The organism is Novosphingobium sp. GV079 (assembly GCF_003058045.1).
In the GTDB taxonomy this organism is placed as follows: domain Bacteria; phylum Pseudomonadota; class Alphaproteobacteria; order Sphingomonadales; family Sphingomonadaceae; genus Novosphingobium; species Novosphingobium capsulatum.
On sequence record NZ_QBUE01000018.1, the window covers coordinates 36982 to 49967 of the forward strand.

Genomic DNA, 12986 nt, shown 5'->3' on the forward strand with positions numbered 1-12986 from the left:
TCCATGGCAAAGTATGACAAAGGCGATCTTGAGCGCCGCATGAAGGGCGCTGTCGAATCGCTCAAGGGCGATCTCGCCGGCCTGCGCACTGGCCGTGCCAACACCGCGCTGCTCGATCCGATCACGGTCGAAGTCTATGGCAGCCACATGCCCTTGAACCAGCTGGCCACCGTGTCTGCACCCGAACCGCGCCTGCTTTCGGTGCAGGTGTGGGACAAGTCCAACGTCGGCCCGGTGGAAAAGGCGATCCGGTCTGCCGGCCTTGGCCTTAACCCCATCAACGACGGCAACAACCTGCGCCTGCCGATCCCGGACCTGACCGAGGAACGCCGCAAGGAACTGGCCAAGCTGGCCAGCAAGTATGCCGAAGGCGCCCGCATTGCCGTGCGCAACGTGCGCCGCGATGGCATGGAAGCCTTGAAGGCTGACGAGGCCAAGAAGGAAATCTCGGAAGACGAGCGCAAGCGCCTGGAAACCGAAGTCCAGAAGCTGACCGACGAGACGATCAAGGCCGTGGACGACGCTGCCGCCCATAAGGAAAAGGAAATCCTGGGCAAGTGAGCGCCGCGCCGGTTCCCGTGCCGCAGGTTCGCGACGGGGGCGATGGCGCCCCCTTGGCCCGCCACGTTGCCATCATCATGGATGGCAACGGGCGCTGGGCCAAGAAGCGGTTCATGCCCCGTGCGTTTGGCCACAAGCGCGGCGTGGAAGCCGTGCGCGCGGCCGTGCGCGCCGCGGGCGACCTGGGGCTCGAGGCGCTGACGCTCTATGCCTTCAGCTCAGAGAACTGGAAGCGCCCGGCCGACGAGATTTCCGATCTCATGGGCCTGCTGCGCGCGTTCATCCGCAGCGATATCGACGAGATCGACCGCAATGGCGTGCGGCTCAAGATCATCGGCGAATATCGCGCGCTGGCGCCCGATCTGGTGCAACTGATCGATGATGCCGTGGCGCGCACCGCCGGCAATACCCGGCTCACGCTGGCAATCGCGCTCAACTATGGCTCGCAGCAGGAAATTGCCCGCGCCGCTGCCCGCGCTGCCGCCAAGGGCGAGATCACGCCCGAAACCATCGCGGCCGAGCTTGATACGGCAGACCTGCCGCCGCTCGACCTGCTGATCCGCACTTCGGGCGAGGTGCGGCTGTCGAATTTCCTGCTGTGGCAGGCCGCCTATGCCGAAATGGTGTTTACCCCGGTGTTGTGGCCCGATTTCACCCCCGATCACTTGCGCGCCGCGCTTGATCAGTTTGCCGAGCGGGAGCGGCGCTTTGGCGGACGTTGATCCCGCCGTGGCCGCACAACCGCAACCGGCCAAGCGTTCCGACCTGCCCGTGCGCCTGGCTTCGGCCGTGGTCATGCTGGGCGTGGCTGGCCTGGCCGTGTGGCGCGGCGGGGTGGCGCTCGATGCCTTCATCGCGGCTGTCGGCCTGGTCGTATTTGGCGAATATGTTCGCCTGGTGGCACGCATCGCGCCCGATCCGGCGCGCATGGTCGCCGGGGTCATTACCGGCGCGGTCTATATCGGCTGGGGCGCCCTGGCGCTGATCGTGATGCCCACGCCCTTGCTGGTGGCGGTCATGGGCCTGGTGATCTGCACCGATACGGGCGCCTATTTCACCGGCCGTGCGCTCGGCGGCCCCAAGATTGCGCCGCGCATTAGCCCGTCGAAAACCTGGTCGGGCCTGGCCGGTGGCATGGCCGCCGCTGGGCTGTGGACTGGGCTGTTCACGCTGGGCGGCGCCTGGCTGATCAGCGGCCTTGGCCCCACCGGCCCGAGCCTGGCAGAGGCGTTGCACATCGCCAACCTGGGTGTGGCAGCCTTGGCCGGTGCCGTGTTGGCAGTGGCGGCGCAGGCGGGCGATTTCTACGAATCGTGGCTCAAGCGGCGGGCGGGGGTCAAGGATTCCTCGCGCCTCATCCCGGGCCACGGCGGCTTTTTCGATCGCGTTGACGGGCTGTTGCCGGTGGCCATCATCGTCGGCACCGCCTGGGCGCTGGGGGCACCGGCATGACCGCGCAACGTTCCATCACCATCCTGGGCGCGACCGGTTCGATCGGCACGTCGACGCTCGATCTGGTGCGCCGCAATCCCGCTGCCTTCCGCGTCGAGGCGCTGACCGCCCATGCCCAGGTGGCCGAACTGGCCGCGCTCGCCCGCGAATTTTCCGCGCGCCTGGCCGTGGTCGGTGATCCTGCCCGCCTGGCGGAGCTGCGTGCGGCGCTTGCTGGCACCGATATCGCCGTGGCCGCCGGCCCCGACGCCCTGGTCGAGGCGGCCGCGCGCGGCGCCGACATTACTGTCGCCGCGATCGTTGGCTGTGCCGGCCTGGCGCCTACCATGGCGGCGATCGAATGTGGCCGCACCGTGGCCTTGGCCAACAAGGAAGCGCTGGTTTCTGCGGGCGAGGTGATGACTGCGGCCGTGGCGCGCAGCGGCGCCACGTTGCTGCCGGTCGATTCGGAGCACAACGCGATCTTCCAGTGCCTTGCGGGCAATGCGCCCGAGCATGTGCGGATGATCACGCTGACGGCCAGTGGCGGCCCGTTCCGCGATTGGGCGGCCGATCGCCTGCCCCATGCCACCCCGGCCCAGGCGGTGAAGCACCCCAACTGGTCGATGGGTGCCAAGATCAGCGTCGATTCGGCCACGATGATGAACAAGGGGCTCGAGTTCATCGAGGCGTTTCACCTGTTCCCCGTGGGGGTTGAGCGGCTGCGCATCCTGGTCCATCCGCAGTCGATCGTGCATTCGATGGTCGAATATCGCGATGGCTCCACCCTGGCGCAGCTTGGTCCTTCAGATATGCGCGTGCCGATCGCCTCGTGCCTGGCCTGGCCGGCGCGGATGGACACGCCCTGTGCGCCGCTCGATCTGGCGCAGATTGGCGAACTCACGTTTCGTCAGCCCGACGAATCGCGCTTTCCCGCCACGCGCCTGGCGCGCGAGGCGGTGATGGCCGGCGGCGCTGCGCCGGCCGTGCTCAATGCCGCGAATGAAATCGCGGTGGCTGCGTTCCTGGCTGGTAAGATCGGGTTCACGCAAATCGTGGCATGTGTACAGGCTGTGCTGGATCGTGGCCTGCCGCCGCCGCCTGCCTGCCTGGCAGATGTGATTGCGGTTGACCACGAAGCCCGCTTGCGCACACATGCGCATATGGAGCCCGTTCGTTGATGCAGACCCCCGGCCTATTGATCAGTTTTCTGGGCTTCGTGCTCGTGCTGGGGCCACTCGTCTTCCTTCACGAACTGGGTCACTATCTGGTTGGTCGCTGGTGCGGGGTAAAGGCCGATGTCTTTTCGATCGGGTTTGGCCGTGAACTGATCGGCTGGACCGACAAGCGCGGCACGCGCTGGAAGCTCTCGCTGCTGCCGCTGGGTGGTTATGTCCAGTTCGCCGGAGACATGAGCCCGACGAGCAAGCCGACGTCGGAATGGCTGGCATTGCCGGCGGCAGAGCGCAACCGCACGTTCCAGGCCAAGGCGCTGTGGCAGCGCGCGCTGATCGTGCTGGCGGGCCCGGTTACCAACCTGCTGGTTGCGCTGGTGATCCTGTCGGGCTTTACCATGGCCTATGGCAAGCTCGTGGTGCCGCCCGTGATCGGCGTGGTGCAGCCCGGCTCGGTGGCGGAAAAGGCTGGCGTGCGGGTGGGCGATCGCGTCGTGGCGATGCGCGGAAGCGCGATCGATACTTTCCTCGACGTCAAGATGACCGTGGCGCAGCACCCTGGCGAGCCGCTTGACCTGGTGGTGGAGCGCGGTGGCAAGCGCCAGACGCTGCCCGTGGTTGCCGGCACCCGCGCGGATTCCGATCGCTTTGGCAACGTTCAGAAAATCGGCTTCATCGGGGTGGGCCCGGCCAGTGTCGAACTGGTCCGTGTCGGCCCTCTGGCGGCAGTGGCCGATGGCGCACGACAGATGCGCGGCATTGTCGATACCATGGTCACCGGCATCGTGCAGATCGCAACCGGCCGGCGCGAGGTGAAGGAACTGGGCGGCCCGATCAAGATCGCCAAGTTCTCTGGCGAGCAGCTGGTCTCGGGCTGGCAGCCGTTCGTGTTCTTCGTCGCGCTGATTTCGATTAATCTGGGATTCATCAATCTCTTGCCAATTCCCGTGCTCGACGGGGGGCATCTGGCCTTCTACCTGGCAGAGGCGGTGCGCCGCCGGCCGGTCAGTGCGCGCGGCCAGGAATGGGCGTTTCGCACCGGCCTGGCGCTGGTGGTGGCCCTGATGCTGATCGTCACGGTCAACGATGTTGCCTCGCTCGACCTGTTCGGTGCGCATGGCCTGTTTGGAGCAAAGGTTTTCGGCGGCTGACCGGTTTGGTTGGCGCCGCATGGGCGCAGGATGATCGGCCAGCGGCCGGGCAGGGGGCTCGGCAGGCCGAAGGCGCATTATTTTCCACAATATGCGGGGTGAATGCGGTGCCTTGCACCATGCTTGCTTGATTGGCACAGCGGCATCGGGCACAGGGCTGCGGTGCCGAAAATCCGGCAACCGCCATCGTGGCGGAACATTACGAATTCAGACGGGATGGCGCTTGGTGATGAATGAACGGTACGCGAGCCTGACCGCCCCCGCCGCAGCGCGGGCATCGAACCCGGCAACGGCGCGGGTTTCGACTCTCGCGGTGGCGCTGCTTGCCTCGACCACGCTGGGCAATCCGGCCCTGGCGCAGAGCGCGCCCAAGGCAAAGGCCGCGTCTGCTCCGGCATCTGCCATTGCCCCGGCCAACGCTCCGGCCGCGCCCGCCGTGGCTGCGCCGGCCGAACCGGTGCAACTGGTGCGTTCGATCACCATCGACGGCGCCCAGCGCCTCGAGCCCGATACGATTCGCTCCTACATCCGCCTGCGCGAAGGCGATCGCTATACCCAGGCCGCGGCCGACCAGGTGCTCAAGGACCTGTTCGCCACTGAACTGTTTGCCGACGTGCAGGTGCGCAACAACGCGGGCGCGGTGACCATCCAGGTCAAGGAAAACCCGGTCGTCAACCGCATCATCCTGGAAGGCAACAAGCGCCTCAAGGAAGACAAGATCCTGCCCGAGATCAAGCTCTCGGCGCGTCAGATCTTCACGCGGTCCAAGGTGCGCGCCGACGTGTCGCGCATCATCGAGCTGTACAAGCGGCAGGGCCGATTCGCCGCCTCGGTCGAGCCCAAGATGGTCATGCTCGACCAGAACCGCGTCGATATCGTGTTCGAGATCACCGAAGGGCCCAAGTCCAAGGTTCGCCAGATCAACATCATCGGCAACCAGCAGTTTTCCGATACCGAACTGCGCACCGAGATGGTCACCAAGCAGGCCCGCGCGTTCCGCCTGTTCTCGTCGGGCACCAGCTACGATCCCGATCGCCTCGCGTTCGACCAGCAGAAGCTGCGCCAGTTCTACCTGACCAAGGGCTATGCCGATTTCCGCGTGGTCTCGGCCGTGGCCGAACTGACGCCGGACAAGAAGGACTTCATCATCACGTACGTGGTGGAGGAAGGGAAGCGCTACAAGTTCGGCGACGTGAAGGTGGATAGCCAGCTGCGCGAGATCGACGGCGACAGCCTGGTCAAGAAGCTGCCGATGAAGGCGGGTGACTGGTACAACGCCAAGCTGGTCGAAGACACCGTCGACAGTCTGAGCGAGACGGCCGGCAGCCTGGGCTATGCCTTTGCCAACGTGCAGCCCGATTTCGCGCGGAACAAGGATGACCTCACCATGGGCATCACGTTCCGCATCGCTGACGCGCCGCGCGTCTATGTCGAACGTGTCGATGTCAACGGCAACACGCTGACCCAGGACAAGGTGATCCGTCGCGAATTCCGCCTCGCGGAAGGTGACGCGTTCAATTCCTACCAGATCAAGCGCTCGTCCAACCGCATCAAGTCGCTCGGCTATTTCCAGGAAAAGTTCGAGGTTGAGCAGAAGCCGGGCACCACGCCCGATCGCATCGCGCTCGAAGCCAACGTGGAAGAAAAGCCCACCGGCGAACTGCAGCTTTCGGCCGGTTTCTCCAGCCTGGAAAGCTTCATCTTCCAAGCCTCGATCCGCCAGAACAACTTCCGTGGTCGCGGCCAGACGCTGGGCCTCTCGGTTGATTATTCCTACTATTCGCGCAGCGTCCAGCTGAGCTTTACTGAGCCCTATCTGTTCGATCGCAACATCTCGATGGGCGTTGACGTCTATCGCCGCGATTACAACAGCTTCAACTACCTCAATTCCAACCGCAACACGACGTACAAGCAGACCACGACCGGCTTCCAGATCCGCGCCGGCGTGCCGCTGACCGAGTACATGTCGCTGATTGGCCGCTACACGTTCAACATCGATGACGTGACGCTGGACGAGGCGACCTATTACCTCAACGGCACCTGCAGCCCGCTGCTGGCCGGTCGTTACCTGTGCGATGCTATTGGCCACCGCACCAGCTCGATCTTCGGCACCTCGGTGGTCTACGACACGCTCGACAACCGCCTGCGTCCGACCAAGGGCACCTCGTGGCTGCTGAGCGGCGACATCGCCGGGCTGGGTGGCTCGGTCAAGTATGCCCGCATCACTGCCAACGCCGCGCACTACTGGCCGGTGGGCAAGGGCTTCGTGTTCAGCCTGCGCGGCGAAGGTGGCGCGATCGAGCCGCTCGCCAGCCGTTCGTCGGATCCCACCGTGGACGACGTGCGCCTGACCGACCGCTTCTTCCTCGGCCAGCCGCAGATGCGCGGCTTCGACATTCGCGGCGTGGGCCCGCGCGTGCTGCGCAAGTATTACTCGCGCAACGCCGATGGCTCGTTCGGCGCGATCACCACCGACCGCAATTCGTGGGCGGACGACGCGCTGGGCGGCCGCTACTACTATATCGGCCATGCCGAGCTTGAAATTCCGCTTGGCGCCGGTGCCCGCGAAATGGGCCTGCGTCCGTCGATCTTCATGGACGCTGGTGCGGTGTGGGGCGTACGTCGCCCGGCCACCAGCACGGGGGTGGTGCTCTATACCGACGCGCTGACCGGCAAGATCACGACCGCAGCCAATGCCACCGACGGCACGGCCAACAGCACATACCAGAAGTACGACGAAGTCTTCGTTGGCAACTCGCCGCAGCCGCGCGTTTCGATCGGCGTCGGCGTTAACTGGAACTCGCCTTTCGGCCCGTTCCGCATCGACTTCGCCAAGGTCTTGAAGAAGGTCGACGGCGACGACACCCAGCCCATCACTTTCAACGTGGGAACCCAGTTCTGATGAAACTCCGCATTGCCTCGGCCCTGATCGCGGGCCTGATGATCTCGGCTGCCCCCGCAGCCATGGCCGCCGCTCCTGCGGCTGCGTCGACCGCTCCGGTTGCCAACGGCATCGCCTATGCCAATCCGCAGGCGATTGTCGGTTCGTCGTCGGCCTATCAGACCGCGATGCAGCAGCGTCCGGTCACCTACAAGGCGCAGATCGACCAGGCCAAGACCCGCAGCGACCAGATCAACGCCCAGCTCAAGCCGCTGGCCGACAAGTTCCAGGCTGATCAGAAGAACCCCAAGGCCGATCGCGCTGCGCTCGAAGCCGAAGTGGGCCAGATCCAGCAGATCCAGGAAGACGGCAAGCGCGAGATCCAGCAGATCCTCGCTCCGCTGAACCTGGCTGAACAGTATGTGATCGAGCAGATCTCCGACAAGCTGGACGAAGCCACGCAGCGCGCGATGGCCAAGCGTCGCGCCACCATCGTGCTCGACGTGCAGGCCGTGGTGAAGGGCGATCCGGCCTCGAACATCAGCCAGGACATCCTGACCGAACTCAACGCCCTGATCCCCACCGCGCAGCTCGTGCCGCCGGCTGGCTGGATGCCGCGCGCCCAGCGTGAAGCGATGGCGCAGCAGCAGGCCCAGCAGGGCGCTGCGCCCGCCGCTTCGGGCGCCAAGGCGCCGGAAGGCCGCTAAGGCAAGGCATACGGGGATCCAATGACGCAGGAAGTCCAGGCCGAAACGGCCGCGCCGCTTTCGTTCGACGTGACCAAGGTGATGGCGGCGCTGCCGCATCGCTATCCCTTGCTGCTGGTCGATCGCGTGGCCTCGCTCGTGGTGGGTGAACGCATCCACGCGATCAAGGCCGTGACCATGAACGAGCAGTTCTTCCAGGGTCATTTCCCCGGCCGGCCGATCATGCCCGGCGTGCTCCAGATCGAGGCGCTGGCCCAGGCGGCCGGCGTCCTCGCGGTGGAGACGCTGGGTTTGGCCGGCTCGGGCAAGCTTGTCTATTTTATGGCGATCGAAAACGCGAAGTTCCGCACGCCGGTAGAGCCGGGTTGCTTGCTCGACCTGCACGTGGAATTCACGCAGATGCGTTCGCGGGTGTGCAAGTTTGCCGGCAAGGCCATGCTGGGTGACAAGATCGCCACCGAGTGCAGCTTTACCGCAATGATCGCCGATAGCTGAGTCAGTCAGCGCTTACGGTACATGACTCGACAAGCGGCGCCCTTTCGATTAGGGGCGCCGCTTTCGAGTTTACATCTCTCGTTTCCCAGCTGCCGGTCGGAACCGGCGGCACATCGGAGCAGTCCCATGAAGGCCAACATCCACCCCGACTACCACTTCATCAAGGTGCAGATGACCGACGGCACCGTGTTCGAAACCCGCTCCACCTGGGGCAAGGAAGGCGACACGCTGGCTCTCGACATCGATCCCACCTCGCACCCGGCCTGGACCGGTGGCAACCAGCGTCTGCTGGACCAGGGTGGCCGCGTGGCCCAGTTCAACAAGCGCTTCGGTGGTCTCACTCTCAAGAAGTGAGCGGCCGCGATCGGGCAGGGCCACGTGCCTTGCCCGTGCGCGCGCGAACCAGGGGCGGCTTCGGCCGCCCTTTTTCGTATCTGCCGCACCCGCCGTGTCTGCGGCTGGTGAAATCCATGGCCAAGGGTGCTTGCCATGGCCGGGGGGAGCCATAAGGTAACAACATGCAACCAACGCCCTCTGCCTCCGGTTTGCCGGCCACCTCGCTCGATCGCCTGCTCGGTTATCAGTTGCGCCGTGCCTCGGCCGTGATGATGGCTGATCTGGCACGCGAACTGGCCGATCTTGAAATGCGCCCGGCGGAAGTGACCGCGCTGCTGGTGATCGGCGAAAACCCCGGCTGCTCGCAAACCGAAGTGGGGCAGGTGCTGGGGATCAAGCGCGCCAACATGGTGCCGATCATCTCACGGCTGATGGATCGTGACCTGATCGATCGCGAACGCGCCGATGGGCGCAGCCATGCGCTGCGCGTCACGGACACCGGGGCGGCGGTAGTGGCCGATGCCCTGGCCCGGATCGAGCGGCACGAGACGCGCTTTTCCGAGCTGTTCGACACGGCCACACTCGATGCGCTCCATGCCGCGTTGCCACTGATTCGCGGGCAGCGGGACGAGGCCGAGGGCTGACCTTGGCTGCCTGACGCTCCCGGTGTCCCGGCCGGGTTGCCTCGAAAGCGGATTGGCTTGGCTCCAAAGCGGCGCCGGCCTTGCTTGCCTGGGCCGCGCCCTGGGCGCAATTCCACCGCATGAACCGGGCGCTGCTGCCTGCGGCGGAGGCAGGCTTTTCTCTGGTGGAACTGATGGTGGCCCTGGCAATCGCCGGATTGGCCGCCACGGCCGTGATTCTCAATCTGCCGTCCACTACGGCCGCGCCCGCGATCGCTGCACAGCGCCTGGCCGTGCGGCTGGCCGCCGCGCGCGACATGGCGGTGATCGCGGGCCGGCCGGTGGCGGTCACGCTAGATGCGACCGGCTATGCCTTTGCCCAGCGCCGCGATGGCGCCTGGGTCGATCCGGCTGATCGCCGCTTGCGCCGCCAGGCCTGGCCGGCCGGGGTCGCCCTGGCACCATCGGCGGGACAGGGCAGTGCGCGGCATCTGGTGTTCGATACGATGGGCATGGCCAATGCGCCGCTTTCCATGACGCTTTCGGCCGGCACTGGCACGGCCAAGGTGCATGTTGCCCGCGATGGCGTCGTGGCGGTTGGCGGAGCGAGGCCGTGATGACGGCGCCACATGCCCAGGCCGTGCCGCCCAGCGAGGCCGGCTTTTCCCTGCTCGAGGTCATGGTCGCGCTGGCGGTATTCGCGATCGCTGCGCTGGCGCTGCTGCGGCTGGAGGCGGCAAGCCTGGCTGGCAGTGCCACGCTCGACCGGCGCTTCCTGCGCGAGGTTGAGGCAGGCAACCAGGCGACGCAATGGCGTGCAGACCCGGGCGGTGGCGCGCCTGGCATCGCGGGCGGCATCCTCGTCAACGGCGGTCGGCGCCTGGCCTGGCAGCGGGTGGTGCGCCGCGATGGTGCGGTGCTGGTGGCGCAAATCTCGGTGCGCGCGCTCGATGCTCCGCAAGAGGTGGCCGTGGCGCGGGCCGCGCGCGCCGCGCCATGACCGTTCTGCCGCCCGGCGAGCGGGGCTTCAGTCTGGTCGAGATGCTGGTTGCCCTGGCGGTCTTCGCCCTGATCGCCACAGCGGCGCTGGCCTTGCTGCGCGGCACGGCCAGCAGCGAACGCACGCTGCGCCACCACGATGCTGCGGCTGGGCAACTGCGCCGCATGGTTGCGCTGTGGCAGGCCGATCTGAGCCAGGCCGAGCCACGCCTTGGCCTGGCTACCGGGGGCGATGGCGTGCTGCTGGCCCTGGTGCGCGATGGCTGGGCCAACCCCAATGGATTGCCCCGGCCGCCGCTGGAGCGCCTGGAATACCGCTGGACCGGCCAGGCGCTGGTGCGGCGCAGCTATCCCCAGCTGGCGGGCGCTGCGGCGGATATCGATCTGGCCGTGCTGCCGCTCACCACGCCGCCGCGCCTGCGGCTGCGCGACGCGGCGGGGCAATGGCATCAGGGCCAATGGACAAGGCCCGATTTCCCCGTGGCCGCCGAACTGGTCATCGCGCCTTCGGGCCTGGCGGGCCCTTTGCGCCTCGTCTCGCCGTTGGGGCAGCCGTGAGCGTGGCACAGCCCCCGCCGCACGAACGCGGCGCGGCGCTGCTCGGTGTGCTGCTGCTGGTGGCGATCATGGCCGTGCTGGCCGGCCTGATGCTCGATCGGCTGGGTCTGGCCACGCGGCTGGCGGGCAATGCGCAGGCGCAGGCAGCCGCCCGCCGCGCCCTGGCCGAAGGGGAAGTGCGGTTGCTCGCCAGGCTTGCCCAGCCCGGCGGCGCGCTTCACCGGGCGGAGCGTGGCGGTTGGGCCGTGCCGCGCGGGCAGATTGCCTGGCAACTGGCGCCGGGTGGCAACTGCTTCAACGTCAACGCCCTGGTTGATGCGGCGCCCGATGGCACGCTGCGCGTGCGCCCGGCGGGCCTGCTCGAACTGCGCGCGCTGATGGCCTCGCTCGGTATCGGCAGCAGCCAGGCCGCGCCATTGGCTGCGGCCATGGCCGATTGGATCGATAGCGACGCGCTGTCCTTGCCCGATGGCGCAGAAGATGCCGACTATGCCCGCCTGGCCACGCCCTATCGCACCGCAGGCCGCCCGCTCGTGGCGGTGGGTGAACTGCGCGCGGTGCGCGGCATGACCGGCCCGCTCTATGCCCGGCTCGTGCCTTGGCTCTGTGCCTTGCCCGAGGTGGGCAACTCGCCCATCGCGCTGGGTAGTCTGGCGCCGGGGCAGGGGCGCCTTCTGGCAATGTTCGCGCCCGATGCGCTGAGCGTGGCGCGGGCCGAGCAGATCATCGCCCAGGCGCCACCCGGCGGCTATCGCGATCTGGCCTCTGCGCTGGGCGCGGGGCAGGGGCTGGCGACCGGGGAAATCGTGCTGGTCAATCGCTGGTTACGGGTGCGGCTGGTCGCCACGATCGATTCGCAAGCCGTGGAGGAACAGCTGCTGATCGATGCCGGCACCACCCCGCCACGGATCGTCGGGCGCAGCTGGGGCGAGGCGGCCGATCGCTGAAAAAGTTATCCCCCGATGCAAGTTTTCCCTTTTCAAGGCGGCAGGATTGTTGCAAGGGCGGCCACCCGAACGGAGCACGCATTGGCCGCTTCGCTCGGAACGCGGAACAACGCCCCAGGGCGCCGCCGTGGCGATCGTAGCTCAGTTGGTTAGAGCGCCGGTTTGTGGTACCGGAGGTCGGGGGTTCGAACCCCCTCGATCGCCCCATTTCTCCCGACATGACAAGACATTCCCTGCGGGGGTCCCAGCGCGGCATTGGCGCGCCCGTTTCATCCCAAGGTTCAAGGCCTTCGCGCCGCTGTTTTGCTTGCCCTTGATCTGGCGCAATGGCACAGCATGCGGGCCGGGCCATGCCCGGTGGAGAAGGATCCCAAGTTCAAAAACATGCACGGTTTTGCGAACCCCGCCCGATTCCTGCGGCTTGCCCGCTGGCTCATGCCGCTGTTGCTGGGGGTTGGCCTGGTCCTGGCCTTTGGCGCGCTGGCCTGGGGCCTGCTGATGGTGCCGCCTGACCGCCTGATGGGGCAGACCGTGCGCATCCTGTTCATCCATGTGCCCTGCGCGTGGCTGGGCATGGCCGGATGGACCACGATCGCGGTGTCGAGCCTGGTGGAACTGGTCTGGCGCCACCCGTTGGCGGCCATCGCGGCGCGCGCGGCCGCGGTGCCGGGCGCAGCATTCACGGCCATGTGCCTGATCACCGGATCGATCTGGGCACGGCCCACCTGGGGCACATGGTGGGTGTGGGATGGCCGCTTGACCAGCTATCTCATTCTGCTGTTCCTCTATTTCGGCTATATCGCGCTGGCTGGCGCGGCGCAGCGCGATGCTGCCGCCGGCAGCGGGGCCAGCCGTGTTACCGCCATCTTCGGCATGGTCGGCGCGATCAATATCCCGATCATCAACCGTTCGGTGGTTTGGTGGAACAGCCTGCACCAGCCCGCCTCGATCACGATGGGCAAATCGGCCATCGATGGCACGTTCCTGTGGCCGCTGCTGATCGGCGCACTGGGCTTTTCCTGCATTTTTGGCGGTGTCGTGCTGGCGCGCATGCGCACGCTTCTTGCCGATATCCAGGCGGAGGCGCGCCTGCGCCGCAAGGCCATGGCCTGATGTTGCACC

The 12986-nt window shown here is 66.6% G+C and carries 15 protein-coding genes and 1 tRNA gene; all 16 read left to right on the top strand.

Translation table 11 applies throughout. The features are described 5' to 3' along the window. The first annotated feature begins 3 nt into the window (after positions 1–3). The 16 genes from frr to ccmC all read left to right on the top strand — a co-directional run bounded on the left by frr (position 4) and on the right by ccmC (position 12977). Positions 4–561 (top strand): ribosome recycling factor, encoded by a 558-nt coding sequence (gene frr / locus C8K14_RS18570; RefSeq protein ID WP_022677322.1) that lies wholly within the window; start codon positions 4–6, stop codon positions 559–561. Between the two features lie 77 nt (positions 562–638). Further along, the gene (gene uppS / locus C8K14_RS18575) at positions 639–1283 is read left to right on the top strand and encodes a polyprenyl diphosphate synthase (RefSeq protein ID WP_051146413.1); all 645 of its coding nucleotides are present in this window, start codon (positions 639–641) and stop codon (positions 1281–1283) included. Beyond that, complete coding sequence (locus C8K14_RS18580; protein ID WP_062784958.1) at positions 1270–2013, top strand: phosphatidate cytidylyltransferase; 744 nt, start codon at positions 1270–1272, stop codon at positions 2011–2013. Before uppS ends, C8K14_RS18580 begins: the two co-directional genes overlap by 14 nt. Beyond that, a complete protein-coding gene (locus C8K14_RS18585) occupies positions 2010–3173 on the top strand; it encodes a 1-deoxy-D-xylulose-5-phosphate reductoisomerase (protein WP_107718252.1) in 1164 nt (387 codons plus the stop codon). Before C8K14_RS18580 ends, C8K14_RS18585 begins: the two co-directional genes overlap by 4 nt. Further along, positions 3170–4318, top strand: coding sequence for an RIP metalloprotease RseP (gene rseP, locus C8K14_RS18590; protein WP_028658134.1), 1149 nt, complete (start codon positions 3170–3172; stop codon positions 4316–4318). The genes C8K14_RS18585 and rseP overlap by 4 nt, the downstream gene beginning before the upstream one ends. 229 nt (positions 4319–4547) lie before the next feature. Continuing rightward, on the top strand, positions 4548–7220 hold the full coding sequence (bamA, locus tag C8K14_RS18595) for an outer membrane protein assembly factor BamA (protein ID WP_107718255.1): 2673 nt from the start codon (positions 4548–4550) through the stop codon (positions 7218–7220). Beyond that, the gene (locus C8K14_RS18600; RefSeq protein WP_022677316.1) at positions 7220–7906 is read left to right on the top strand and encodes an OmpH family outer membrane protein; all 687 of its coding nucleotides are present in this window, start codon (positions 7220–7222) and stop codon (positions 7904–7906) included. Before bamA ends, C8K14_RS18600 begins: the two co-directional genes overlap by 1 nt. 21 nt (positions 7907–7927) lie before the next feature. Continuing rightward, positions 7928–8401, top strand: coding sequence for a 3-hydroxyacyl-ACP dehydratase FabZ (fabZ, locus tag C8K14_RS18605; RefSeq protein ID WP_022677315.1), 474 nt, complete (start codon positions 7928–7930; stop codon positions 8399–8401). Between the two features lie 126 nt (positions 8402–8527). Continuing rightward, a complete protein-coding gene (rpmE, locus tag C8K14_RS18610) occupies positions 8528–8755 on the top strand; it encodes a 50S ribosomal protein L31 (RefSeq protein WP_022677314.1) in 228 nt (75 codons plus the stop codon). A gap of 164 nt (positions 8756–8919) precedes the next feature. Further along, complete coding sequence (locus C8K14_RS18615) at positions 8920–9381, top strand: MarR family winged helix-turn-helix transcriptional regulator (RefSeq protein WP_107718257.1); 462 nt, start codon at positions 8920–8922, stop codon at positions 9379–9381. Positions 9382–9500: 119 nt separating this feature from the next. Further along, positions 9501–9977: a GspH/FimT family pseudopilin gene (locus C8K14_RS18620; protein WP_107718259.1), complete on the top strand. Its 477-nt coding sequence runs from the start codon at positions 9501–9503 to the stop codon at positions 9975–9977. Continuing rightward, the gene (gspI, locus tag C8K14_RS18625) at positions 9977–10360 is read left to right on the top strand and encodes a type II secretion system minor pseudopilin GspI (RefSeq protein ID WP_107718260.1); all 384 of its coding nucleotides are present in this window, start codon (positions 9977–9979) and stop codon (positions 10358–10360) included. Before C8K14_RS18620 ends, gspI begins: the two co-directional genes overlap by 1 nt. Beyond that, on the top strand, positions 10357–10917 hold the full coding sequence (locus C8K14_RS18630; RefSeq protein ID WP_107718307.1) for a type II secretion system protein GspJ: 561 nt from the start codon (positions 10357–10359) through the stop codon (positions 10915–10917). Before gspI ends, C8K14_RS18630 begins: the two co-directional genes overlap by 4 nt. A gap of 2 nt (positions 10918–10919) precedes the next feature. After that, on the top strand, positions 10920–11864 hold the full coding sequence (gene gspK / locus C8K14_RS18635) for a type II secretion system minor pseudopilin GspK (RefSeq protein ID WP_158271961.1): 945 nt from the start codon (positions 10920–10922) through the stop codon (positions 11862–11864). 130 nt (positions 11865–11994) lie between these two features. Beyond that, a tRNA-His gene (locus C8K14_RS18640) sits at positions 11995–12071 on the top strand. Positions 12072–12248: 177 nt separating this feature from the next. Further along, a complete protein-coding gene (ccmC, locus tag C8K14_RS18645) occupies positions 12249–12977 on the top strand; it encodes a heme ABC transporter permease CcmC (protein WP_028658416.1) in 729 nt (242 codons plus the stop codon). The last annotated feature ends 9 nt before the right edge of the window (positions 12978–12986 follow it).